At 60.2% G+C, this 23,061-nt stretch carries 19 protein-coding genes, 1 tRNA gene and 3 pseudogenes; 16 read left to right on the forward strand and 7 right to left on the reverse strand.

The genetic code is table 11. The features are described from left to right. Positions 1-377 precede the first annotated feature (377 nt). On the forward strand, positions 378-1,943 hold the full coding sequence (locus C8K66_RS24550; RefSeq protein ID WP_108526186.1) for an AAA family ATPase: 1,566 nt from the start codon (positions 378-380) through the stop codon (positions 1,941-1,943). 284 nt (positions 1,944-2,227) lie between these two features. Further along, positions 2,228-2,812: an HNH endonuclease gene (locus tag C8K66_RS31745; protein WP_371928168.1), complete on the forward strand. Its 585-nt coding sequence runs from the start codon at positions 2,228-2,230 to the stop codon at positions 2,810-2,812. A gap of 147 nt (positions 2,813-2,959) precedes the next feature. On the opposite strand, the pseudogene C8K66_RS24560 reads toward C8K66_RS31745, so the two are convergent. The 4 genes and pseudogenes from C8K66_RS24560 to C8K66_RS24575 all read right to left on the reverse strand — a co-directional run bounded on the left by C8K66_RS24560 (position 2,960) and on the right by C8K66_RS24575 (position 4,926). Further along, positions 2,960-3,800 (reverse strand): annotated as a pseudogene (locus C8K66_RS24560) (chromosome segregation protein SMC). Between the two features lie 98 nt (positions 3,801-3,898). Beyond that, positions 3,899-4,567, reverse strand: a pseudogene (locus C8K66_RS24565) (DNA/RNA helicase, superfamily II protein); the annotation flags it as partial. Then, positions 4,566-4,694, reverse strand: a pseudogene (locus tag C8K66_RS31750) (integrase); the annotation flags it as partial. The pseudogenes C8K66_RS24565 and C8K66_RS31750, both read right to left, overlap by 2 nt. Positions 4,695-4,849: 155 nt before the next feature. Beyond that, a tRNA-Arg gene (locus C8K66_RS24575) sits at positions 4,850-4,926 on the reverse strand. A 370-nt stretch (positions 4,927-5,296) separates the two neighbouring features. On the opposite strand from C8K66_RS24575, the gene gabD reads away from it, so the two are divergent. The 3 genes from gabD (at position 5,297) to C8K66_RS24590 (ending at position 9,546) form a co-directional block, all read left to right on the forward strand. Beyond that, entirely contained in the window at positions 5,297-6,739 is a 1,443-nt protein-coding gene (gene gabD, locus C8K66_RS24580; protein ID WP_017848616.1) for an NADP-dependent succinate-semialdehyde dehydrogenase, read from the forward strand. A gap of 181 nt (positions 6,740-6,920) precedes the next feature. Next, positions 6,921-8,198, forward strand: a complete 1,278-nt coding sequence (gabT, locus tag C8K66_RS24585) for a 4-aminobutyrate--2-oxoglutarate transaminase (protein ID WP_017848615.1) — start codon at positions 6,921-6,923, stop codon at positions 8,196-8,198. Between the two features lie 139 nt (positions 8,199-8,337). Further along, complete coding sequence (locus C8K66_RS24590) at positions 8,338-9,546, forward strand: HDOD domain-containing protein (RefSeq protein ID WP_108526190.1); 1,209 nt, start codon at positions 8,338-8,340, stop codon at positions 9,544-9,546. Positions 9,547-9,610: 64 nt separating this feature from the next. On the opposite strand, the gene C8K66_RS24595 is transcribed toward C8K66_RS24590, so the two are convergent. Together C8K66_RS24595 and desA are read right to left on the reverse strand one after the other, a co-directional pair. Next, the gene (locus C8K66_RS24595; protein WP_046385076.1) at positions 9,611-10,612 is read right to left on the reverse strand and encodes a sensor domain-containing diguanylate cyclase; all 1,002 of its coding nucleotides are present in this window, start codon (positions 10,610-10,612) and stop codon (positions 9,611-9,613) included. A gap of 201 nt (positions 10,613-10,813) precedes the next feature. After that, positions 10,814-11,998: a delta-9 fatty acid desaturase DesA gene (gene desA, locus C8K66_RS24600; protein ID WP_046385075.1), complete on the reverse strand. Its 1,185-nt coding sequence runs from the start codon at positions 11,996-11,998 to the stop codon at positions 10,814-10,816. A gap of 166 nt (positions 11,999-12,164) precedes the next feature. Between desA and dibA the strand changes: the two genes are divergently transcribed. The 6 genes from dibA (at position 12,165) to C8K66_RS24630 (ending at position 18,545) form a co-directional block, all read left to right on the forward strand. Then, entirely contained in the window at positions 12,165-14,078 is a 1,914-nt protein-coding gene (gene dibA, locus C8K66_RS24605; protein ID WP_108526192.1) for a phosphodiesterase DibA, read from the forward strand. A gap of 239 nt (positions 14,079-14,317) precedes the next feature. Then, a complete protein-coding gene (gene oscA / locus C8K66_RS24610) occupies positions 14,318-14,500 on the forward strand; it encodes a sulfur starvation response protein OscA (RefSeq protein ID WP_010565387.1) in 183 nt (60 codons plus the stop codon). Between the two features lie 177 nt (positions 14,501-14,677). Beyond that, positions 14,678-15,688, forward strand: a complete 1,011-nt coding sequence (locus tag C8K66_RS24615) for a sulfate ABC transporter substrate-binding protein (RefSeq protein ID WP_104904136.1) — start codon at positions 14,678-14,680, stop codon at positions 15,686-15,688. Positions 15,689-15,856: 168 nt separating this feature from the next. Then, on the forward strand, positions 15,857-16,675 hold the full coding sequence (gene cysT / locus C8K66_RS24620; protein WP_017848609.1) for a sulfate ABC transporter permease subunit CysT: 819 nt from the start codon (positions 15,857-15,859) through the stop codon (positions 16,673-16,675). Positions 16,676-16,688: 13 nt separating this feature from the next. Next, positions 16,689-17,561: a sulfate ABC transporter permease subunit CysW gene (gene cysW, locus C8K66_RS24625; RefSeq protein ID WP_017848608.1), complete on the forward strand. Its 873-nt coding sequence runs from the start codon at positions 16,689-16,691 to the stop codon at positions 17,559-17,561. 3 nt (positions 17,562-17,564) lie between these two features. Further along, on the forward strand, positions 17,565-18,545 hold the full coding sequence (locus tag C8K66_RS24630) for a sulfate/molybdate ABC transporter ATP-binding protein (RefSeq protein ID WP_017848607.1): 981 nt from the start codon (positions 17,565-17,567) through the stop codon (positions 18,543-18,545). Between the two features lie 109 nt (positions 18,546-18,654). On the opposite strand, the gene C8K66_RS24635 is transcribed toward C8K66_RS24630, so the two are convergent. Further along, positions 18,655-19,182 (reverse strand): DUF962 domain-containing protein, encoded by a 528-nt coding sequence (locus tag C8K66_RS24635; protein ID WP_057005865.1) that lies wholly within the window; start codon positions 19,180-19,182, stop codon positions 18,655-18,657. An 83-nt stretch (positions 19,183-19,265) separates the two neighbouring features. Here C8K66_RS24635 and C8K66_RS24640 point away from each other — a divergent pair, with 83 nt between their 5' ends. The 5 genes from C8K66_RS24640 to C8K66_RS24660 all read left to right on the forward strand — a co-directional run bounded on the left by C8K66_RS24640 (position 19,266) and on the right by C8K66_RS24660 (position 23,050). Next, positions 19,266-19,952: a Crp/Fnr family transcriptional regulator gene (locus C8K66_RS24640; RefSeq protein ID WP_108526194.1), complete on the forward strand. Its 687-nt coding sequence runs from the start codon at positions 19,266-19,268 to the stop codon at positions 19,950-19,952. A gap of 38 nt (positions 19,953-19,990) precedes the next feature. After that, entirely contained in the window at positions 19,991-20,356 is a 366-nt protein-coding gene (locus C8K66_RS24645) for a response regulator (RefSeq protein ID WP_046385071.1), read from the forward strand. A gap of 228 nt (positions 20,357-20,584) precedes the next feature. Next, a complete protein-coding gene (locus C8K66_RS24650) occupies positions 20,585-21,166 on the forward strand; it encodes an alpha/beta hydrolase (RefSeq protein WP_017848603.1) in 582 nt (193 codons plus the stop codon). 49 nt (positions 21,167-21,215) lie between these two features. Continuing rightward, positions 21,216-22,142, forward strand: coding sequence for a sigma 54-interacting transcriptional regulator (locus tag C8K66_RS24655; RefSeq protein ID WP_046385070.1), 927 nt, complete (start codon positions 21,216-21,218; stop codon positions 22,140-22,142). Positions 22,143-22,267: 125 nt separating this feature from the next. Beyond that, positions 22,268-23,050, forward strand: a complete 783-nt coding sequence (locus C8K66_RS24660; protein WP_108526196.1) for a MetQ/NlpA family ABC transporter substrate-binding protein — start codon at positions 22,268-22,270, stop codon at positions 23,048-23,050. The last annotated feature ends 11 nt before the right edge of the window (positions 23,051-23,061 follow it).

Consider the following 23,061-nt stretch of genomic DNA (forward strand, 5'->3'; position numbering starts at 1 on the left):
TCCATAGGTTGAGCAGTGATTGTCGCGCTTGCAAGTCGGTAGCGGCAAATCAATTTATTCGTTACTGAGTTAATGTTGGCCACTCTACAAGGTACGCCGGAATTTTTTTCAGAAAATATCCGCAGTTTTTCCGGAGTCGAGAAATCTCGCTGAAAACTGCTTAATATGGTAGTAGTGGCAAAAAGCCGTTCATGGACTGGTAACAGGCTTGATGCAGCTTCAGCAAACCAACCCTTGCAGATTTCGCATAGCGGTAGCCTACCGTTTCTGAGCCACTACGCGGAACTCGGCCAGCGGGAGGGCGTTTTGTGTTTGTTGAGGCATTGCCATGCTGCTGGATCGGGATATGACCTGTGGAATGATTGAGGTAAAGACGGATGTTTACTCTTTTGGGCGCAGGGCAGCAGCTACCTCAGCAAGGCACTAACTGCGCCTACTTGGTCGTCGATTATTGGGATGACTGGTTCAAATTTCGGACTATGTTCACGCTGTTCGTTTTTGATAATGGTTCGATTCGCCACAGGGTGGGGTCCGTTAAAATAGGCCAGGCAGGCTTGCTGCCCGCCCCTGCCGGTGCAGATATTCCTCCCGGCGCCCGGACGCCGGGGCTCCCGAACGCTTTTTCCGATCTGGATGAGCGTCAGTTCTTTTCTCTTGGTCAAGATGAAGACTACTACGCGACGCTTCGATCTTTACCCGATGGCCTTGGTATCAGAGTTTTGAAGGCGCTGTGCGACTGTGCCTACAACCTTGAGATTTTAGAACGACACCTCGCTGAGCTGGTCATGTCTGAGTCGATCTTGAGATCCATCCATGAGCCCAATGTTCGAAACCGTTTTAATCGACTGTCGCATGGGAACCCGGCTTTGACCCGGTTTGAATTCCAATACACCTTCCCTCCATCACCTGTGGAGGCGGACGGGCTACTGCCTCCGCCACCGGCTGTAATGGAATTTCAGGTCATTCCGGAAGCTGTACCTCCAACGAATCTGCACGTCCTAGTGGGGCGCAATGGCGTTGGTAAAACACGATGCATCCAAAGCATCATCAACACGCTCTTGGAGCGGGATATCCCAGGTGCACCTAGAGGTAATTTGCAGCGCCTCGGCGAGAATCAAGAGGAGTGGACCTTCTCTGGTTTGGTCTCTGTATCCTTTAGCGCCTTCGACTCGTTCGAGCTGCCATCGTTAGCTTTCCAGCGAACGCCGGCGACTTTTGTAGGGCTGCGGTCTCAGAGAAAAGACGATCAAGGGAATGTTTTCGATGTGCTTAAGAGCGCAGCTGATTTGGCGCAGGACTTCGTTTCAAGCCTTGAACGCTGCCAGGCCGAGCCTCGTCGTTCGCGCTGGCTCACCGCGGTTGCAACGCTATCTACGGATCCTCTCTTTGGCGAAACAGGCGTTGAGCAACTGATCGAAGGCGGGATTGAATGGAAAGAGCGAGCAACCCGCTTTTTCGGTTTGTTAAGCTCTGGTCATGCAATCGTGCTGCTCACGACCACGAGGCTTGTCGAGTTGGTGGATGAGCGAACTCTGGTTGTTTTAGACGAGCCTGAGGGGCATCTGCATCCGCCTTTGCTGTCAGCATTCATACGCACTGTCGCCGATCTGTTAGTAGCAAGAAATGGCGTTGCTCTGCTTTCGACTCACTCACCTGTAGTATTACAGGAGATCCCTCGAAGCTGCGTTTGGATGCTGCGCAGAACGCGCACCCAATCTGCCGTTGAGCGGCCTTCTATTGAAACGTTCGGGGAAAGCGCAGGGGTGCTGACTCGGGAGGTGTTCGGCCTGGAAGTTACCCACTCTGGCTTCCATAAGCTGGTAGCTGCTGTTGCTCGACGGCCCGGCATGACCTACGCAGGCGTTGATCATCACTTTGGGCGGCAGCTGGGTGTAGAGGCGCAAGCGCTTGCACGGAGCTTGGTCGCAGGTAGGGGCGACTGATGAAAAGACTTCGACCACCCGGTATGCATGCAGCTGATACGGTTCACGCCTGTGTTGCGGGCATTACCATTCCTGAACGGGCCCAAGCTCTCACTGAGGCTTTACCGACGATTCAGAGGTGCGAAGCCGAATATTTGGAGCTTGGGCCGCCCGGCCTGCTTTACCGGATACTCCCAAGCCTATGTGTGACCCCAGCAATTGATGCCGCACTCATGGGCGTCATCTACAAAAGCCATTTTGCACGTCAGGGGTCGCCATCAAGGGCGCTCTATGACCGTATTAGAATGGCTCCTGAGTTCGGCCTTTGCCCGCTATGCGGGCAGCGAGTCGTAGCAACAGTTGATCACTATCTCCCCCAGTCTCGTTTTCCTGCGCTTAATCTTACGCCTGCCAACCTGATTCCTGCCTGCTCTGACTGCAACAAGCGAAAGCTGGCCACCGTTCCTGCAAGGGCGGAGGATCAGACTCTGCACCCATACTTCGATGACCTCGGCAATGAGCGATGGCTGATTGCGGATATCCGGCCTTCTACGCCTCCTACTGTGTTATTTGAGGTTCGCACCGCAAGAGCTTGGAATGAGGTGCTCACAGCGCGGGTCAGAAACCACTTCGCCGTGCTGGGCCTCGCGGAGCTATATGTCGCCCAGGCGGCTAGTGAGCTAGCCGACATGTCTTATGGGCTCGAAGGCATAGGTGCTACTTCCGGCTCGGTAGGCGTTCGTCAGCATTTGGACGTTCAGTTCCGATCATGTCAAGCGCGGGACCCGAATTCTTGGAAAACAGCGCTGTATGAGGGGCTGCGAGACTCAGATTGGTTTTGTGGTGAAGGTTATGGGTTGATACGCAACCGTCATCAGGCAAGCGAGTAGGCAATGTGATATGCGCTCCTGTGATCAAGGCAGATTAGGCGAGGCTCGAGCGCACATTTGGATTGGCTCTATGAGTGCTCACGCCAACTTAAAGCTCAATCCCCGAAACACCTTGTTTTTCGCAAGTTGCTTCGGGGACGGTTTGAGTTAGGCCGCTAATAGGTCAAGCAAACTGTGTTGACGTGATCGATCTTCGAGTTCTTTCCAGGTCCAGCTTCCAAAGCGCTCGCCCTGTTCAGGGATATCTAGTTTCATCAATGCAACCGGGTCTCGATTTATCAAGTTGCGTGCAGCCCACAACTTACCGCCGGTTTCCAGCAGGGCTTTCGCGGTCTCGTTCCACTGTTCTTCCAGCACAGTGTTCGCCAGATATGCTGCTGTCTGCTCGATCTTGGCATGTTCTTTTTGTGCCTCTGCGATGTGCTGATCAATCGTCATCGGCTCCTGCTCCAAGGCGGTGACGAGCAGTTGTTGGCGGCGGTGGTGCTCAACCGCGGCCGTGAGGTTTTTTGCAGCCTTTTGGGCTTCCGCATTAGCGACTTTCGCCCTCTACATCGCCCCAGGCGACAGCCTGTGCATAAGCGGTGGCTGCGTCCGTTTCAGCTTGTCGAGCCTTTGCCATGTCTTCCTGATCGCTCTGGCGGACCTGCTGCAACCGGGTCTCGATGCTGCTGCGCTTTTCGTTGAGCTCCATCTCGTCGGCTTTCCAGGTCGCCATGGCGCTGATGTAGCCCGCAGCCAAGCTTTCGCGGTTCGCCAGTGCCTCAAGGCGATCAATCTTTTGGTTCAGGGTGCGGATCTCAAGATCTCGCGAGTCGATGCGTCTTTTGTGATCGTTGATTTCATGCTGCACGGCCCGTTGACGGCCCTGTTGGATAACCTCAGGACTTTCCAGCGCCTCTTCGAAGTGCATTAAATCGCGCTGAGTGCTCTCCATTTCGAGGGTCAGTTTGTCGCGGCGGTCTTTCAGTTCTTGGATAGTGTTCATCTGTATTTTCTCTGGGCATTACGTTTGATAGGGATGGTTGTTGAACGGCTGGCGAGGCCGGGAATGAGTCGGCGCTACCTCGATCAGCAGGCATGCCGTCAGGCGGCCCTGGCCTCGCTTTCATCCGTTCCTGGAACGGTCTTCACCACATAGCAGCGCGGGGCCCCAGCCCGGGCAGGCGAATCAAGCTGTACGCCTTGCCGTCACTTCCCGGCTCAAATACGCCCCGTTGCAGCAGCTCCTTGTTCACCGCACTGATATTCATGCCCTTGAAGATCTCGGCCCTCCAGGCTTCAGGCAGCACGTAGTAGGTGTTGGTGGCGTGCAGGGCATCGCCCATGCCGTCTTCCATTGTCTTGCGAAAGCCCAGTCGATCAATCGTGCGTGGGCCATGCTCATCGATCTTGGCGGCGGCAGATTCCCAGCGCGTAAAGCGGCTTTCGCCAAATCGCTCGATGACCTGGCGCAGTCGCACCACGTTCGGCCAGCCACGCATGCGGACATGCCCGTGCGGCGGTCGTGGCCGTGCCATCCAGCCATCCGGTGACGCCAAAGGCGGTGGCCAACTCTCCGGCCGCTGTTGCAAGGCCGAAGCGAAGGGCTGTGCGTTGGGTTTGTCCGCTGGCCGAGGGGGGGCCGGTTTTGGGTGATGAACTGCTCCACCGTGCGGCGAACAATCACCGACCACCTGAGCATTTTCCCAAGGCGCGCACAGTGCGAGCAGGAAGGCGATGAGGGGGGGCGTAGTATTTGGCGACACGGGCCTTGCCCGTTTGGTTTCACTCTGAAGTACAAGCCGTTCCCGTCCCGCTCCCGATAGGTAGCGTGCTAAGGCTCCAGGCTTGCGAGAGTAGTGTTCGCTAATGGGCGGCGTTTGATTTCAGTGCGCTTCACTTCCTGTATGCCTCCAGTCATAGGAATCTCAAGGCAAGCACTGCGGGAAGTTATCGGGTTGGAGAGAGACGGATAGCCAGAAACAAGAAAGCCCGCACAAGGCGGGCTTCTTGGGATGTTTCGTAGACTGTCTGAGACAGCCAGAAACGAGTATGTGGTGCACCCGGCGGGATTCGAACCCACGACCCCTGCCTTCGGAGGGCAGTACTCTATCCAGCTGAGCTACGGATGCTTGTGCGGGCGACATCATACCCATGTCGACCTTGGGCGTCCATGCTGGTTTTTGGCTGCTGGCGGGTGGGAATTGTCTGTGTTGGGGCCTTGCGTCGGGCGCTGTGGCTCGGTGGTGGGGTGCGGGGCTTGAGGTCGTTGATCTGATAAAACCGGCAAATAAGCGGTTTTCGTTCTTTTTTTCGAACATCCTATTGCCCTGTACCCCCTTTGATCCTAGGATTCGTTTGAGATTTCAAACGCTCTGTCTCCCGTGCGCTCTCCACTTGCTTGCACGCAGGGGCTGATTTCCCTGACGGCAGCCCCCAAAGGCGCCTTTCAACAACTCTAATTCGCTCCGCGCGCGCGCGGTGCTGTTAAGGAAAGCCGACATGCAGCTTAAAGATGCCCAGTTGTTCCGCCAGCAAGCCTTTATCGATGGGGCTTGGGTCGATGCGGACAACGGTCAGACCATCAAGGTCAACAACCCCGCCACGGGCGAGATTCTCGGCACTGTGCCGAAGATGGGCGCCGCTGAAACCCGCCGCGCCATCGAAGCGGCGGACAAAGCGCTGCCGGCCTGGCGTGCGCTGACCGCCAAGGAGCGCGCCAACAAGCTGCGCCGCTGGTTCGAGCTGATCATCGAGAACCAGGAAGACCTGGCGCGCCTGATGACCCTGGAACAGGGCAAGCCGCTGGCCGAAGCCAAGGGCGAAATTGTCTACGCCGCCTCCTTTATCGAGTGGTTCGCCGAAGAAGCCAAGCGCATCTACGGTGATGTGATTCCCGGCCACCAGCCGGACAAGCGTCTGATCGTGATCAAGCAACCGATCGGCGTGACCGCTGCGATCACGCCGTGGAACTTCCCCGCCGCGATGATCACGCGTAAAGCCGGCCCGGCCCTGGCCGCCGGTTGCACCATGGTGCTCAAGCCTGCCTCGCAAACGCCGTTCTCGGCGTTCGCCCTGGCTGAACTGGCGCAGCGTGCCGGCATTCCGAAAGGCGTGTTCAGCGTGGTCTCCGGCAGCGCCGGCGATATCGGCAGCGAGCTGACCAGCAACCCGATCGTGCGTAAATTGTCCTTCACCGGCTCGACCGAAATCGGTCGCCAGTTGATGGCCGAATGCGCCAAGGACATCAAGAAAGTGTCCCTGGAGCTGGGCGGCAACGCGCCGTTCATCGTGTTTGACGACGCTGACCTGGATAAGGCCGTCGAAGGCGCGATCATCTCCAAGTACCGCAACAACGGCCAGACCTGCGTCTGCGCCAACCGTCTGTACGTTCAAGACGCGGTGTACGATGCGTTCGCGGAAAAACTCAAAGTGGCGGTGGCCAAGCTCAAGATCGGCAACGGTCTGGAAGACGGCACCACCACCGGCCCGCTGATCGACGGCAAAGCCGTGGCCAAGGTCCAGGAACACATTGCGGACGCGCTGGCCAAAGGCGCCACGCTGCTGGCGGGCGGCAAGGTCATGGAAGGTAACTTCTTCGAGCCGACCATCCTGACCAACGTGCCGAAAGATGCCGCTGTGGCGAAGGAAGAAACCTTCGGCCCACTGGCGCCGCTGTTCCGTTTCAAGGACGAAGCCGAAGTGATCGCGATGTCCAACGACACCGAGTTCGGCCTGGCGTCCTACTTCTATGCGCGTGACCTGAGCCGTGTGTTCCGTGTGGCCGAAGCCCTGGAATACGGCATGGTCGGCGTCAACACCGGGTTGATCTCCAACGAAGTGGCGCCGTTCGGCGGTATCAAGGCTTCGGGCCTGGGCCGTGAAGGTTCCAAGTACGGGATCGAGGATTACCTGGAAATCAAATACCTCTGCCTGGGCATCTAAGCCCGGCAAGGCATTGCTGCAAACGCAAAGGGCACGAGAGCGCTGACCCTTTGCGTGTTTTACACCGTTATTCGTAGTGGCCGGGAACGCTGTGTCAGTCGATCATCGCATGCTGCCGTAGTTGCCCCCCGCCACGTATTCCTTGAACAACGCCACCCGATGAGTGGCGAATGAGGACTTTATGAGCAAGACCAACGCTTCCCTGATGAAACGCCGTGAAGCCGCTGTACCGCGCGGTGTTGGCCAGATTCACCCGATCTTCGCCGAGTCCGCGAAGAACGCCACCGTGACCGACGTTGAAGGTCGCGAGTTCATCGACTTCGCCGGCGGTATCGCCGTGCTGAACACCGGCCACGTACACCCGAAAATCATCGCGGCTGTGACCGAGCAACTGAACAAGCTGACCCACACCTGCTTCCAGGTACTGGCCTACGAGCCTTACGTGGAACTGTGCGAAAAAATCAACGCCAAGGTCCCAGGTGATTTCGCCAAGAAAACCCTGCTGGTCACCACCGGTTCCGAAGCGGTTGAGAACGCCGTGAAAATCGCCCGCGCTGCCACTGGCCGTGCCGGCATCATCGCGTTCACCGGCGCGTACCACGGTCGCACCATGATGACCTTGGGCCTCACCGGTAAAGTCGTGCCTTACTCGGCCGGCATGGGCCTGATGCCAGGCGGCATCTTCCGCGCGCTGTACCCGAACGAACTGCATGGCGTGAGCGTCGACGACTCCATTGCCAGCATCGAACGCATCTTCAAGAACGATGCCGAGCCGCGTGATATCGCTGCCATCATCATCGAGCCGGTGCAGGGCGAAGGCGGTTTCTACGTCGCGCCTAAACCTTTCATGAAGCGCCTGCGCGAACTGTGCGACAAGCACGGCATCCTGCTGATCGCCGACGAAGTGCAAACCGGTGCCGGCCGTACCGGTACGTTCTTCGCCATGGAACAGATGGGCGTGACTGCCGACCTGACCACCTTCGCCAAATCCATCGCCGGCGGTTTCCCGTTGGCCGGTGTGTGCGGCAAGGCCGAATACATGGACGCCATCGCGCCAGGCGGCCTCGGCGGCACCTACGCCGGTAGCCCGATCGCTTGCGCCGCGGCCCTGGCCGTGCTGGAAGTGTTCGAAGAAGAGCACCTGCTGGATCGCTGCAAAGCCGTCGGCGAGCGTCTGGTCTCCGGCCTCAAGGCCATCCAGGCCAAGTACCCGGTGATCGGCGATGTGCGTGCCCTGGGCGCGATGATCGCGATCGAGCTGTTCGAAGGTGGCGACACCCACAAGCCAAACGCTGCTGCCGTTGCCGCTGTAGTGGCCAAGGCGCGTGAGAAAGGCTTGATCCTGCTGTCCTGCGGCCCTTACGGCAACGTGTTGCGCATCCTGGTGCCGCTGACCGCGCCGGACGAGCAACTGGACAAAGGCTTGGCAATCATCGAAGAGTGCTTCTCCGAGCTGTAAGCCCGGGCTGAACCGATCGATAGAAAAAACCCGCTTCGGCGGGTTTTTTTTTACCTGATGCAGCACATTCAGTGGTTGTTCATTGTACGTAGGCCGCCGCATTGTCTAAGGTGCAGGCATTGCAGATGGAGCGTGCAGGATGAGTGCTGTGGATTTACCCGCTGTACCCCGGGTGTTGATTGCTGAGGCAGACCCTTGGTCGCGGGACCTGCTCAAGCAGGTGTTGTTGAATGTGCGTTGCGACGCACGGCTGGATATGTGTGGCGATGGCCGGCAAGCGGCTACGCTGCTGCGCGACAAAGCCTACGACCTGATCGTGGCGGATTGGGAACTGCCGGGCGTCGATGGCCTGAGCCTGTTGCGCAATGTGCGTCAGCAGCGTCGCTCGCCCGCGTTGCCGTTCATCCTCTTGAGCAGTCGCAATGACAGCGCCAGCGTGCGTGAGGCCTTGCCCTTGGCGCCCACGGCGTATCTGACCAAGCCGCTGAACATGGACGGCCTGACCCAGCGCCTGCAAGACCTGCTGCTCAACGAAGGCGAAAGCGTGTACTGCGAAGTGCCGCGACTGGCGCCGGGCATGACCTTGCCGGTGTTCCTCGAGCGCCGCCGCGACGCCTGCGATGGCGCGCCGCTGTGGGTCGATGTGAAGGCCGCCGTGCAAGACAGCCTCGGGCCGGAGGGCCTGGACCTCAAGTGCCTGGAAGACCGCGTGTGTATGGACCCGCAGATCACCGCCGTGCTGATCGCCGCCGCCAACAGCGCCGGCCATCACGGCACGCCGGTGCAGACCCTGTCGGCGGCGTTGCACAAGCTGCAGGCCGGGCAAAGCATGAACCTGATACTCGGCCTGGCGCTCAAGCACAACGTGGTATTGGGTGATCCAGGCCTGGTGGCGTATGCCGAGCGTCACTGGCAGTTGTCCCAGGACACCGCCGACTACGCCCGCCGCCTGGCGCGCATGCTGGAGCTGGACCACGAGCGCTGTTACAGCGCGGGCATCCTGCATCGGCTCGGCGACCTGGCGTTGTTGCGCTGCCTGGAAGACTGGCGCCAGGGTGGCGGGGCGCTGGATGACGAAGCGATTGGCGAGTCGCTGCACGCTTTGGGTGCCGCCTACGGTTCGGCGTTGCGCACGCGTTGGCGCTTGCCGCTGGAACTGCGTCAGTTGATCGCGGCGATCTACTCCCTGGAAGGCGGGGTGTATTCGCGGGAGGCGCTGGTGATGAACCTGGCGGCGCAGATGGCGCGGTTGACCGAGCATGAAGGGCTGGAAGCGCTGGCCAGGAGCAAGACCGCGCGCTTGCTGAAAATGGGGCTGTCGGAGCTGATGAGGTTGCGCAAGGCCTAAAGGCTATGAAATTCAGATGTGGGAGGGGGCAGGTTCCCTCCCACATTTGCTCTGTGTTGATCCTCTAGCCAGCAACCACGCGGTTTTTGCCCAGGCGCTTGGCTTCGTACATGGCGCCATCCGCGCGGGCGAACAGGTTGTTCAGGGTCGAGTCTTGCTCGTTGAGGCTGGCCAGGCCTTGGCTGACCGTCACGGTGAACGCGTGGCCTTCATAGCTGAAGCTCAACGCCTGGATTTCCTTGCCAAGCCGCTCAGCGACCTGCAGCGCCATCTCCGGCGCGCAACCGGGCAGCACGGCGGCGAACTCTTCGCCGCCAATGCGCCCGAACAGGTCGCCACGGCGCAGTACGCCACGACCGCTCTCGGCAATGCGCCGCAACACCTGATCGCCCTCCAAGTGGCCGTAGGTGTCGTTGACGTCCTTGAAGTCATCGATGTCCAGCAGCAGGAATGCCAGCGGCGCAGCCTGGGCGCGGGCGCTGTCGAAGGCCTGGTTGGCGCATTCGAAAAAGTGTCGGCGGTTGCTGCTCTGGGTCAGCACGTCGGTGGTGGCCAGGCGGTGCAGTTCCAGCTCCAACTGTTTCTTGTCGGTGATGTCCTCGGCCATGCCGACCACGATCAACGGCTCGCCCGGTTCGGCCTGCTGGTTGATGTAGCACTTGTCGCTGAGCCAGCGAATCTGCCCGCCGGCCGTGATGATGCGGTACTCGCGGTCTTCCACGGCGCCTTGTTCGAGTACGCGGGCCAGGCTGTGCTCGGCGTAGTCGAGGTCTTCGGGGTGAATGCTGTTGCGCCATTCCCGGTGGTCGGCCAGCAGCATGCCGGCGGAACGGCCGAATACCCGCTCATACGCCGGGCTCACATACAGCACGCGTCGCGACGCCCAGTCGATGGCCCATAGCACCGCATTCACGCTGACCAGCAGGGAACTGAGTAGTTGCTCACGCTCACTCAGCCGCTCGACCTCGCCCTGGGCGTGCATCAACGCCAGCAAGGTTGCTGCGGCTGCGGGGCGTGGGGGTTCAGCGGTGGGGGGATCGGGCAGGTGCGTTTTTTCTTGGACCATCGGCACAACTCTCTCTGGGCGCGCCGCAGGGTTCAGCAGCGGTCACAACAAGGGGCCACCATGATGGCGAAGTGTTGTTTGAGAGGGGCGAATTGCGTCTAAGTTCCGTCATTGGGGGCGATTGTGACGGATTTATGGGTGTCTGGAGAATGGCGTCAAAAAAGCGATCAAAGGGGAAGGCAAGCCTTCCCCTCCGCGTGTTCACACCGTTGCAGGGCGCAACGAGTAGGTCTTCAATTGGTGGGCAAAATCGCGCAGGGACTGGATGCCGCTGGCCTCGGCCTCATGCACCCATTCCTTGATCGCGGCCAGCATATCGTGGCCGTTGGAGCTGGTCTTGAGCCAGATCTGCTGCAGGGCCAGACGCTTTTCGTAGATCACTTTCAGGGCCTGGCTGTGTTCCAGCATGCTCTGGATACGCAGGTGGTGGCGGTCATCCAGCAGGCTGGTTTCCCGCGACAGCAGGCGCTTGGCACGGTGAAACTGGTGGCGCACCGAGTGATCGACCTTCTCCAGTTCCTGCTTGACCAGCGGGCCGATCACCAGCTTGCGGTACTGGGCCATGATCTGGAAACGGTTGTTGAGGATCGCCATGGCGGTGTCCATGTCCAGGTGGCCCTTGCCTTCGACACGGTGGGCGATCGGCGCGACGCGCTGCACCTTGGCCAGGCGCAGCAGGCTGAACAGCTTGATCCACGCCCAGCCGAGGTCGAACTCCCATTTCTTTACCGACAGCTTGGCGGAGTTGGGGTAGGTGTGGTGGTTGTTGTGCAGCTCTTCGCCGCCCACGATGATGCCCCACGGCACCAGGTTGGTCGCCGCGTCCCGGCATTCGAAGTTGCGATAGCCCACGGCGTGGCCGAGGCCGTTGATCACACCGGCGGCCCAGAATGGAATCCACATCATCTGGATCGCCCAGATGGTGATGCCGATGGTGCCGAACAGCAGAAGGTCGATCACACCCATGATTGCCACACCCAAGAGCGGGTAGGGCGTGTAGAGTTTGCGTTCGATCCAGTCGTCCGGGCAGTTCTTGCCGTAGATGCGCAGGGTCTCGGGGTTCTCCGCTTCGGCGCGATAGAGTTCGGCACCTTTGCGCAATACGGTAGACAGGCCTTTAATGACGGGGCTGTGCGGGTCGTCGACGGTTTCGCATTTGGCGTGATGCTTACGGTGGATGGCGGTCCACTCGCGGGTGTTCTGCGCCGTGGTCAGCCACAGCCAGAAGCGGAAGAAGTGTTTCAGGCCGGCATTGAGCTCCAGGGAGCGATGGGCTGAATAGCGGTGCAGATAGACGGTGACCCCAATAATGGTCACGTGGGTCATCAACAGGGTGACTGCCACCAGTTGCCAGGCTGACAGGTCAAGAAAACCGTTGTACCACATAGGCTGTATGGCCCTCAGAAAAAGAAAAAAACAGCTCACGCATTATCACTAAGCTCACAGAGAAAACCAGCCGACCTTTCAGATAGGAGTGACGGGATGTTTCTTATTCTATAATCCGTAACCTTTGTAGGGCGAATCTAGCTTTTTAGTAAGGATTACTGGCCATATGTTGTTCTCATACCGAGGTGCCCGGCGTGCGGGGTTGGTATATCTGCTGGTTTCGCTGCTGTGGGTTGTGCTTACTCACCGGGTATTGATCAAGTTCCTCGATGACCCGGTTGAGTTAAATCAGTGGCTGCAGCTGCGCGGCTATGTGTGGGTGGCCCTCAGCGCCCTGGTGATTTACCTGATGTGCGCGCGCTTTGCGCGCGTCAACGAATTGCAGCAACCGCTCAAAGAGAGTCGTGAGCGCCTGCGCCAGGCCGCTGCCGTGTTCGATTGCACCCGTGAAGGGGTGCTGGTCACCGATGCCAAGGGGCAGATCGTCCATGTGAACCGGGCCTTTATGGCGATCACCGGCTATCGGCGCGAAGATGTCATGGGCGAGCAACCCAGCTTGTTCAAGTCAGGCCGCCATTCGTCGAGTTTTTACCAGCAGATGTTCCTGGCCCTGGAACAAACCGGCGAGTGGAGCGGGGAAATCTGGAACCGGCGCAAAAGCGGCGAGATTTATCCACAGTGGCAAACCATCCGGGTGATTCACGACGACCTCGGCCATGTCAGCCATTACGTCGCGGTGTTTTCCGATATCAGCGCCATCAAGGATTCCGAGCACGAACTGGCGCACCTCGCGCACCACGACCCGCTGACCGACCTGCCCAACCGCCTGCTGTTCACCGACCGCGCCGAGCAGGCCCTGGCTTCGGCGCAAGTGCATAAACGCGGCTGTGCGTTGCTGCTGCTCGACCTGGACCACTTCAAGATCATCAACGACAGCCTGGGCCATAACGTCGGCGACCAGTTGCTCAAATTGGTCGGTGAACGCCTGAGAAGCCAGTTCGGCACCGGCGTGACGCTGGCGCGGCTGGGCGGGGACGAATTCGCGGTGTTGGCGGAAAACTGTCCACAGGTGGTGCAGGCTGCCGCGCTCGCGCAACGCATGCTCGATGCGATGAAACTCCCGTTCAATTTCGACGGCCACCAATTGTTTATCAGTGCGAGCGTTGGCATCAGCCTGTTTCCCAGCGACGCGCTGAGTGCCCAGCAGTTGTTGCGTAACGCCGATTCCGCGTTGTTCAAGGCCAAGAGCGTCGGCCGTGAAGGCTACGCGTTGTACACCGAAGAGTTGACTGCCCACGCGCAGAACCGCGTGGAAATTGCCGGCGAACTGCGCCGCGCCCTCGACCAGCAGGAGCTGCGTGTCTACTACCAACCGGTTCACGACCTGCACACCAGCCGCCTGATCGGCGTCGAAGCCCTGGTGCGCTGGCAACACCCGGAGCGCGGCCTGGTGCCGCCGGTCGAGTTCATCCCCATCGCCGAACGCACCGGGTTGATTGCCGATATCGACGCCTGGGTCATGCACGAGGCTTGCGCCCAGATGTGCCAGTGGCTGGAGGACGGCGTGCCGTTGAGGTTTATCGCGATCAACGTGTCCAGTCGCTTGTTTGCGCGACGCGAGTTGTATGAGCAAGTCGCCAAGGTGCTGCACGACACTGGCCTGGACCCGGCTTACCTGGAGCTGGAAGTCACCGAAAGCGCGGTGATGGAAGACCCCGAAGTGGCCCTGGAACAACTGCACCGCCTGCGCGAGCTGGGCCTGCGTCTGGCCATTGATGACTTTGGCACCGGCTATTCGTCGCTGCTGCGCCTCAAGCGCCTGCCGGTGCAGAAGCTCAAGATCGACCAGGGCTTTGTCGCCGGGGTGCCGTGGGATGAAGACGACGCCGCCATCGTGCGCGTGGTGATCGCCCTGGCGAAAAGCATGGGCATGCAGGTACACGCCGAAGGGATCGAACAGGTGGAACAGGCGCGGTTCCTGCTGGAGCAAAACTGCGACATGGGCCAGGGCTATTGGTTTGGCCGCCCGATGCCGGCGTGTGAAATCGACTGGGACCGGGCACCCGCCATCCAGAGTTGAAATGCAGTCAACTGTGGGAGGGAGCAAGCCCCCTCCCACAATTGGATATTCGCCAGGCTCGATTTTGGCACTTGGCCACAAAACGCCGTCGTAACCCTACGTCTGGCCAGAAAATTCTTTCTGGTTATATAAACATTCTTAAATAGTATTTTTAAGAATATCCGCGCTTATCTACTATCGCCCTCACGCCGCAAGCAGTGCCGCCACTGCGCGGCACTTTTCATTTCAGGAGCGAGACCATGAGCGCATCTCTACGTAGCGTCGACGGCCAGGACGAAGCAGCCATTTTGCGTGAGATCCAGAGCGCGTTGCGCGATCTGCGCTTTGGCGCGGTGGAAATCACTGTACACAACGCTCAAGTGGTACAGATCGAACGCAAAGAAAAATTCCGCCTGCAGAACCCGGGTAACAAACCGGCCTGAGCAAGAGCGGCGATAGACCCATCACTATAAAAAATGCCCCTGTAGGCGCGAGCTTGCTCGCGAAAAGCTTGAAGGCAACGCGTTGCACCTGATGCGCAGCGTTATCGTTGACGTTTTTCGCGAGCCAGCTCGCTCCTGCAGTCGTCAGCCAACACCCCGGAATTTCAGGAGCTTTCTATGTCGTCGATTCGCCGTTACGCCCTGGCTGCCTTGGCCAGCGCCGTGTTTGCCGGGTCTGCCGTTGCCAAGGACTACGAGTTGCTCAACGTCTCGTATGACCCGACCCGTGAGCTGTACCAGGACTATAACGCTGAGTTCACCAGCTACTGGAAACAGTCCCACCCCGGCGATAGCGTCAAGATCCAGCAATCCCACGGCGGCTCGGGCAAACAGGGCCGTGCGGTGATCGACGGCCTGCGTGCCGACGTCGTGACCCTGGCCCTGGCCGGTGATATCGACGAAATCGCCAAGTTGGGCAAGACCCTGCCGGAAAACTGGCAGACCCGCCTGCCGGATGCGAGCACCCCGTACACCTCGACCATCGTGTTCCTGGTGCGCAAGGGCAACCCCAAAGGCATCAAGGACTGGGGCGACCTGATCAAGAAAGACGTGTCGGTCATTACCCCGAACCCGAAAACCTCCGGCGGTGCGCGCTGGAACTTCCTCGCCGCCTGGGCCTATGGCCTGAAAGCCGGTGGCAGCGAAGCCAAGGCGCAGGAATACGTCAAAGAGCTGTTCAAGCACGTACCGGTCCTCGACACCGGGGCGCGCGGTTCGACCATCACCTTCGTCAACAACGGTCAGGGTGACGTGTTGCTGGCCTGGGAAAACGAGGCGTTCCTGGCATTGAAAGAAAACGGCGGCGCCGACAAGTTCGACATCGTCGTACCGTCCCTGTCGATCCTCGCCGAGCCGCCTGTGGCCGTGGTCGACAAGAACGCCGAGAAAAAGGGCAACACCGAGATCGCTACCGAGTACCTCAAGCACCTGTACAGCCCGGCTGGCCAGGAGATTGCGGCGAAGAACTTCTACCGCCCACGCGATGAGAAAATCGCCGCCAAATACGCCCAGCAGTTCCCGAAGCTGGATTTGGTGACTATCGACAAAGACTTCGGCGGCTGGAAAACTGCGCAGCCGAAATTCTTTAACGACGGTGGCGTGTTCGACCAGATCTACTCGGCGCAATAAAAACACCGCCCTCTGTAGGAGCGAGCTTGCTTGCGAAGAAGGTCCAGGCACCGCGTGCACCCAGAATGTGCGCGTTATCGTTGACGTTTTTCGCGGGCAAGCCCGCTCCTACAGAGCACGCATTCACCTGCGGGTTTTGTGTGTCAGACCTGCTAACCAAGGACTTTTATGTCGCGTCGTATTTCCCCCGTCATACCCGGCTTCGGGCTGACGCTGGGCTACACCGTGGTGTACCTCAGCCTGATCGTACTCATCCCCCTCGCGGCGATGTTTGTACACGCCGCTCAACTTACCTGGGATCAGTTCTGGAACATCATCACCGCACCGCGTGTGCTGGCGGCATTGAAGTTGAGCTTCAGCACCGCGCTGTACGCGGCGCTGATCAATGGCCTGATCGGCACGCTGCTGGCCTGGGTGCTGGTGCGCTACACCTTCCCCGGGCGCAAGATCATCGATGCGATGATCGACCTGCCGTTCGCCCTGCCCACCGCTGTCGCCGGTATCGCGCTGACCGCGCTGTACACCCCGACCGGCCTGGTCGGCCAGTTCGCCGCCGACCTGGGCTTCAAGATCGCCTACAGCCCCTTGGGCATCACCCTGGCGCTGACCTTCGTCACGTTGCCGTTCGTGGTCCGCACGGTGCAGCCGGTCCTCGCCGATATCCCCCGGGAAATCGAAGAAGCCGCCGCCTGCCTGGGCGCCAAGCCGTTGCAGGTGTTCCGCTACATCCTCGTGCCCGCGTTGCTGCCTGCCTGGCTGACCGGCTTCGCCCTGGCGTTTGCCCGTGGCGTCGGTGAGTACGGTTCGGTGATCTTCATCGCCGGCAACATGCCGATGAAGACCGAGATCCTGCCGCTGCTGATCATGGTCAAGCTCGACCAGTACGACTACCACGGCGCCACCTCCATCGGTGTGCTGATGCTGGTGGTTTCCTTCGTGTTGCTGCTGCTGATCAATTTGCTGCAGCGGCGCATCGAACACCCATAAGGAGGCGCGGAACATGTCCCAATCGTCTATCTCCGCTGCGTCCTCGGCCAACGCTGCCCGGCGTGGCAGTGCGCTGTCGCGGCGCATCCTGATCAGCCTGGGCTGGCTGGTGTTCTTCCTGTTCCTGGTGCTGCCGCTGTTTATCGTGGTGTCCCAGGGCTTGAAGAATGGCCTCGGCGCGTTCTTCACCGCGATCCTCGAGCCCGATGCGCTGTCGGCGCTCAAGCTCACGGTGGTCGCCGTGCTGATCTCGGTGCCGCTCAACGTGGTGTTCGGCGTCAGCGCCGCATGGTGCGTGAGCAAGTACTCGTTCCGTGGCAAGAGCATCCTGGTGACGCTGATCGACCTGCCGTTCTCGGTGTCGCCGGTGATCGCGGGCCTGGTCTATGTGCTGATGTTCGGCGCCCAGGGCTTCTTTGGCCCGTGGCTGCAGGCGCATGACATCCAGATCGTGTTCGCCTTGCCGGGCATCGTGCTGGCGACCATCTTCGTCACCGTGCCGTTCGTGGCCCGGGAACTGATCCCGCTGATGCAGGAACAAGGCACCCAGGAAGAAGAAGCCGCGCGGCTGCTTGGCGCCAATGGCTGGCAGATGTTCTGGCATGTCACCGTGCCGAATATCAAATGGGGCCTGATCTACGGCGTGGTGCTGTGTACCGCGCGGGCGATGGGTGAGTTCGGCGCGGTGTCGGTGGTGTCCGGCCACATTCGCGGCGTGACCAACACGTTGCCGCTGCACGTCGAGATTCTCTACAACGAATACAACCACGTCGCCGCGTTTGCGGTGGCGAGTCTGTTGCTGATCCTGGCGCTCTTCATCCTGCTGCTCAAGCAGTGGAGCGAGAACCGTATCAACCGCCTGCGCGCAGCTGCGGCTGAGGAATAATCCATGTCCATCGAAGTCCGTAATGTCAGCAAGAACTTCAACGCCTTCAAGGCCCTGAACAGCATCAACCTGGACATCCAGAGTGGCGAGCTGGTGGCGTTGCTGGGGCCCTCCGGCTGCGGCAAGACCACCTTGCTGCGCATCATCGCCGGTCTCGAAACCCCGGATACCGGCAGCATCGTGTTCCACGGTGAAGACGTCTCCGGCCACGACGTGCGTGATCGCAACGTCGGGTTTGTGTTCCAGCACTACGCGCTGTTCCGCCACATGACCGTGTTCGATAACGTCGCCTTCGGCCTGCGCATGAAGCCGAAAAACCAGCGCCCGAACGAAAGCCAGATCGCGGTCAAAGTCCACGAACTGTTGAACATGGTGCAACTGGACTGGCTGTCCGACCGCTACCCGGAACAACTCTCCGGCGGCCAACGCCAGCGCATCGCCCTGGCCCGCGCCCTGGCGGTGGAGCCCAAAGTGCTGCTGCTCGACGAACCCTTCGGCGCCCTCGACGCCAAGGTGCGCAAAGAGCTGCGCCGCTGGCTGGCGCGCCTGCACGAAGACATCAACCTGACTTCGGTGTTCGTGACCCACGACCAGGAAGAGGCGATGGAAGTTGCCGACCGTATCGTGGTGATGAACAAGGGCGTGATCGAGCAGATCGGCTCACCGGGCGACGTCTACGAGAACCCGGCCAGCGATTTCGTCTACCACTTCCTCGGCGACTCCAACCGCCTGCACCTGGGGGGCGACCAACACGTGCTGTTCCGCCCTCACGAAGTGTCGCTGTCGCGCCATGAACTGGAAGACCACCATGCCGCCGAAGTGCGCGATATCCGGCCGCTGGGGGCGACCACGCGGGTGACGTTGAAAGTCGAAGGCCAGAGCGAACTGATCGAAGCCGAAGTGGTGAAAGACCACGACAGCCTGATCGGCCTGGCCCGGGGCGAGACCTTGTTCTTCAAACCCAAGGTCTGGCAAAAAGCCTAAGGACACTACAACACCCAATGTGGGAGGGGGCTTGCCCCCGATAGCGGTGTATCAGTCAATATCTTCAGTGACTGACCCACCGCCATCGGGGGCAAGCCCCCTCCCACATTCAAACTTCTCTCGGCTTTAGATCGCGGCGAGCGACTGGCCCGGAGCGGCGTTCAATCTGCTCTTTGAGCTCGTGCCGCAACCCCAGCAAAAACGCCAACTCCGCCACCACAAACAACGGCCCGACGATCAGCCCCGACACATCATCCACAAACGCCGGCTTCTTGCCTTCGTAGTAATGCCCGACAAACTGAATCACCCAACCCACCACGAACATACCGATACCGCCGCTGAGCCAGACCGGCGTGCTTTGCGCCGCCAGCACGTGCCCGGCCCACACCGACAAGCCCATCAGCACGCTCATCAGCACGCCCAGCGCGAGTTCCAGGCGCAGGTAGAACCACGCCGCAAGCAGCGCGACGATCAGCGCCGGCGACAGCCAGAGCCCGGCCAGCGGCCACTCCGGGCGTGAAAGCAACACGGCGACGGCGACCACGATCAGCGGGATGCCGATAAAGTGGCTGGCGATATTGCGCGGGTCGCGGTGGTAGGCGGCGTATTGACTGAGGTGGTCGACGAGGCTTTTCATTGTTATTCCTCCTGTAGGATGTTTGATCATGCCCTGTCAGCCTTCGCCTAACTGTCAGTTGGGCGACAATCTTCGGAGTTCTCATGAACGCAGAGCAATGGCGACCCCGGCTGGCTGCCGGGCACTGGTTCAGCCACTTGCCCGGCGCTTTTCAGCATAGTCTGCTGGCCCACGCGCGGCTGCGGCTGCTGACGGCGGGGCAATACCTGTTCAAGCGCGGTGACCAGCCCTGCGGCTTGTATGCGGTGCTCGACGGCAGTTTGCGGATCAGCGCGGTGAACGAGCAGGGCAAGGAAGCGCTGCTCAGCCTGGTGGAGTCGCCCTACTGGTTCGGTGAAATCTGCCTGTTCGACGGCCTGCCGCGCACCCACGACGCCTGTGCGGTCGGGCCGTGCAAGCTGTTGCAGGTGCCCCAGCAGGCATTGCTCGACATTCTCGATGAAACCCCGCAGTACTGGCGCGACTTGGCCTTGTTGATGAGCCAAAAGTTGCGCCTGAGTTTCATCGGCCTCGAACAGCTCAGCCTGATGCCCGCCTCGGTGCGGCTGGCCCATCGTTTGTTGATGATCATTGAAGGGTACGGCGACATCGAGCCCTCAAAACGCCGGCTGCAGTTACCCCAGGAAGACCTGGCGGCGATGTTGAGCCTGTCGCGCCAGACCACCAACGCCTTGCTCAAGGACCTGCAAGCCCAGGGCATCGTGCGCCTGGGCTATGGCGAGATCGAAATCCTCGATGCACAGCGCCTGCGTGAGGCGGCGCACACCTGAGGGTGTTAGCCTGCAGGTCTGATCAATCGAGGTGTGTTATGCGCGTGCTGTTAGTGGAACATGAATCCGAAGAAGCACAGCGGATGGCCCAGGGTTTGAACGAGGCCGGTTATTCCGTGGAAGTCGCGGCCAACGGCATGGCCGCCCAGCGGCTTGTCGAGGGCAACGAGTACGACCTGGTGATTCTGGACGTGATGCTGCCGGGGCTGAATGCCTGGACACTGCAGCAGGCGATTCGGCACAAGGGCGAGACGCCGGTGTTGTTTCTGACCAGCCCGGGTGGGATCGAAGACCGTCTGCGCGACTTGGAATTGCATGAGGATGATTATTTACTCAAGCCGTTTGAAGACAAGGCGCTGGTCATGCGCGTGAAAAAACTACTGCGTCGCGATCGCGGGCGCTGATAGATGTGTGGCCTGGGCTCTCGCGATCGCGGGCAAGCCCGGCTGTTAAATGTGGGAGGGAGCTTGCCCCGATGACGGTGGATCAATTGATGAATGCGCTAGCTGATACACCGCCCCTCCCATAGTTTGATTTTTTAGTTATTAATAAATAGCTTCTTATTCCTTAACGAATATAAACCCCGTCCCTATACTGTCCAGCAACGTTAAACGCTGCAGGAGGGCACACCCATGCACAGCGAATCGATTCGTTACCTGATCGTGCCGGGCTGGCAAGGATCGCCAGAAGATCATTGGCAAACGCATTGGCAGAACAGCCTGCCCAACAGCGCCCGGGTGGAGCAGGCCGATTGGCTGACGCCGCGTCGCGAAGACTGGGTGGCCGCGCTGGCCGAGGCGATCGCCGCCGACAGCACGCCAGTGATTCTGATCGCCCATAGCCTGGGCTGCATCACCGTGGCCCACTGGGCTGCCACTGCACCGCTGCAATTTTTGCGGCAGGTGCGCGGGGCGTTGCTGGTGGCGCCGGCGGATGTCGAACGCCCGGCCTGTGCCCCCGCGCTGCGTAACTTCGCGCCGATTCCACGCGACCTGCTGCCGTTTCCCAGCCAGGTGGTCAGCTCCGACAACGACAGTGCCGTCAGCGCCCCCAGGGCCATGGAGCTGGCGCGCGACTGGGGCGCTGAAGCCGGCATTTTGTCCGGTGCCGGGCATATCAATGTGAAGTCCGGCCACCAGCGCTGGGAGCAGGGTTTCGCGTATCTCTATCGCCTGCAAAGCCGCCTGGAGCATCACGCCCGGCGCACGGCCTGAACCTTTTTCAACGCCCCGTCCCTGAGCGGATTGGGGGCGGGAGCCTGCCATGAGTCTGCATGAAACCTTCGGTCAGCCGCTGCTGACCTTCCCCGACGCCGAAAAAAGCCCGCTGAGCATCCGCGCCAAGGCACTGGTGTTCGTCGACCCGCGTTCGCGGCAACTGCGCGAAGCGCTGGAACACCTCGCGCCCCGCGCCTTGCCGGTGTTGATCCGCGGCGAGACCGGCAGCGGCAAAGAGTTGCTGGCGCGGCATATCCATCGGGGCAGCGACCGCGCCGGGCTGTTTGTCTCGGTCAATTGCGGCGCGATCAGCCCGACCTACGCCGATGCCGAGCTGTTCGGCTACGCGGCCGGCGCCCATAGTGGCGCGGCGAGCAGCCGGGCCGGCTGGTTCGGCTCGGCCAACGGCGGCACCTTGTACCTGGATGAGATCGGCGACTTGCCGTTGCCGATCCAGGTCAAATTGCTCGCCGCCCTGGAAAACCACGAAGTCACCCGCGTCGGCGCGCAGCAACCAAGCCCGGTGGACGTGCGCCTGGTGGCGGCGACCAGCATCGACCTGGCCCAGGCCGTGGCCGCAGGCAAGTTCAATGAGCGCCTGTTCCATTACCTCAGCGAAGGCCAACTGGACCTGCCGGCCTTGCGCGAGCGGGTCGGCGACATCCTGTCCCTGGCCGAATACTTTCTTGGCATCTACAGCCAGCGCCTGGACCTGCCGGTGCCGCTGATCAGCGACGCGGCCCAGCGCGTGCTGGAACACCACAGCTGGCCGGGCAATACCCGCGAGCTGGAGAACGTCATCCACTTTGCCTTGCTGGTCAGCAGCGGCGACGAAATCTTGCCGGAGCATTTGAACCTGCCGACCGCCGGTTCGCCGCTGGAGCAGGTGCAGCGGATATTCGAAAGCGCCAGTGCGGCCGAGCGGGAAACCTTGCGCAAATTCCTACATGAGCAAAATGGAATATCAACCTGAATAAAAGGTATTGTTCGGGAATAAAAAATCTAGGTATTGTCACTCTCACGCCGCGATAGCACTTCGCTGGCACTCCACACCAATACGGTCGTCAGAGACGCCCCGGAATGTCGATAAGGACACTCATGAAAAAGGTTCTGTTGTTTACCGCACTGGCGGCTGCCCTGACTGCGGGCTTCACCCAGGCCAACGAAAAGCTGATAGTGGCCGCTACCCCGATCCCGCACGCCGAGATCCTCGAACTGGTCAAGCCGACCCTCGCCAAAGAAGGCGTGGATTTGGAAATCAAAGTCTTCACCGACTACGTACAGCCCAACGTGCAGGTGGCCGAGAAGCGTCTGGACGCCAACTACTTCCAGACCCTGCCGTACCTGGAAAACTTCAACAAAGGTAAAGGCACCAACCTGGTCACCGTGGTGGGCGTACACGTTGAACCCTTCGGCGGTTACTCGAAGAAAATCAAAAACATTTCTGAGCTCAAAGATGGCGCCACCGTGGCCATTCCGAACGAAGGCTCCAACAGCGGCCGTGCCCTGTTGCTGCTGCAGAAGGCCGGTGTGATCACCCTGAAAGACCCGACCAATGCGCTGGCGACGCCAAAAGACATTGCCAGCAACCCGAAAAACCTGAAGTTCAAAGAGCTGGAATCAGCCCTGCTGCCACGCGTGCTGGACCAGGTTGACCTGGACCTGATCAACACCAACTACGCCCTGGAAGCCGGCCTCAACCCGGCCAGGGACGCGTTGATCATCGAAGACGCCAAATCGCCGTATGTGAACTTCCTGGTGGCGCGCCCGGACAACAAGGACAGCGCTGCTATCCAGAAACTGGCCAAGGCCCTGACCAGCCCGGAAGTCAAAGCGTTCATCGAGAAGAAATACAACGGCGCGGTTGTGCCGGCGTTCTGATCGAGCGGTAA

Source organism: Pseudomonas sp. GV105, assembly GCF_003058185.1.
Taxonomy (GTDB): Bacteria; Pseudomonadota; Gammaproteobacteria; order Pseudomonadales; family Pseudomonadaceae; genus Aquipseudomonas; species Aquipseudomonas veronii.

Bases quoted from the DNA above. Each gene is read 5' to 3' on its own strand.
- C8K66_RS24550 (WP_108526186.1), top strand. From the start codon at position 378: ATGTTTACTCTTTTGGGCGCAGGGCAGCAGCTACCTCAGCAAGGCACT.
- C8K66_RS31745 (WP_371928168.1), top strand. From the start codon at position 2,228: ATGGCTCCTGAGTTCGGCCTTTGCCCGCTATGCGGGCAGCGAGTCGTA.
- gabD (WP_017848616.1), top strand. From the start codon at position 5,297: ATGCAGCTTAAAGATGCCCAGTTGTTCCGCCAGCAAGCCTTTATCGAT.
- gabT (WP_017848615.1), top strand. From the start codon at position 6,921: ATGAGCAAGACCAACGCTTCCCTGATGAAACGCCGTGAAGCCGCTGTA.
- C8K66_RS24590 (WP_108526190.1), top strand. From the start codon at position 8,338: ATGAGTGCTGTGGATTTACCCGCTGTACCCCGGGTGTTGATTGCTGAG.
- C8K66_RS24595 (WP_046385076.1), bottom strand. From the start codon at position 10,612: ATGGTCCAAGAAAAAACGCACCTGCCCGATCCCCCCACCGCTGAACCC.
- desA (WP_046385075.1), bottom strand. From the start codon at position 11,998: ATGTGGTACAACGGTTTTCTTGACCTGTCAGCCTGGCAACTGGTGGCA.
- dibA (WP_108526192.1), top strand. From the start codon at position 12,165: ATGTTGTTCTCATACCGAGGTGCCCGGCGTGCGGGGTTGGTATATCTG.
- oscA (WP_010565387.1), top strand. From the start codon at position 14,318: ATGAGCGCATCTCTACGTAGCGTCGACGGCCAGGACGAAGCAGCCATT.
- C8K66_RS24615 (WP_104904136.1), top strand. From the start codon at position 14,678: ATGTCGTCGATTCGCCGTTACGCCCTGGCTGCCTTGGCCAGCGCCGTG.
- cysT (WP_017848609.1), top strand. From the start codon at position 15,857: ATGTCGCGTCGTATTTCCCCCGTCATACCCGGCTTCGGGCTGACGCTG.
- cysW (WP_017848608.1), top strand. From the start codon at position 16,689: ATGTCCCAATCGTCTATCTCCGCTGCGTCCTCGGCCAACGCTGCCCGG.
- C8K66_RS24630 (WP_017848607.1), top strand. From the start codon at position 17,565: ATGTCCATCGAAGTCCGTAATGTCAGCAAGAACTTCAACGCCTTCAAG.
- C8K66_RS24635 (WP_057005865.1), bottom strand. From the start codon at position 19,182: ATGAAAAGCCTCGTCGACCACCTCAGTCAATACGCCGCCTACCACCGC.
- C8K66_RS24640 (WP_108526194.1), top strand. From the start codon at position 19,266: ATGAACGCAGAGCAATGGCGACCCCGGCTGGCTGCCGGGCACTGGTTC.
- C8K66_RS24645 (WP_046385071.1), top strand. From the start codon at position 19,991: ATGCGCGTGCTGTTAGTGGAACATGAATCCGAAGAAGCACAGCGGATG.
- C8K66_RS24650 (WP_017848603.1), top strand. From the start codon at position 20,585: ATGCACAGCGAATCGATTCGTTACCTGATCGTGCCGGGCTGGCAAGGA.
- C8K66_RS24655 (WP_046385070.1), top strand. From the start codon at position 21,216: ATGAGTCTGCATGAAACCTTCGGTCAGCCGCTGCTGACCTTCCCCGAC.
- C8K66_RS24660 (WP_108526196.1), top strand. From the start codon at position 22,268: ATGAAAAAGGTTCTGTTGTTTACCGCACTGGCGGCTGCCCTGACTGCG.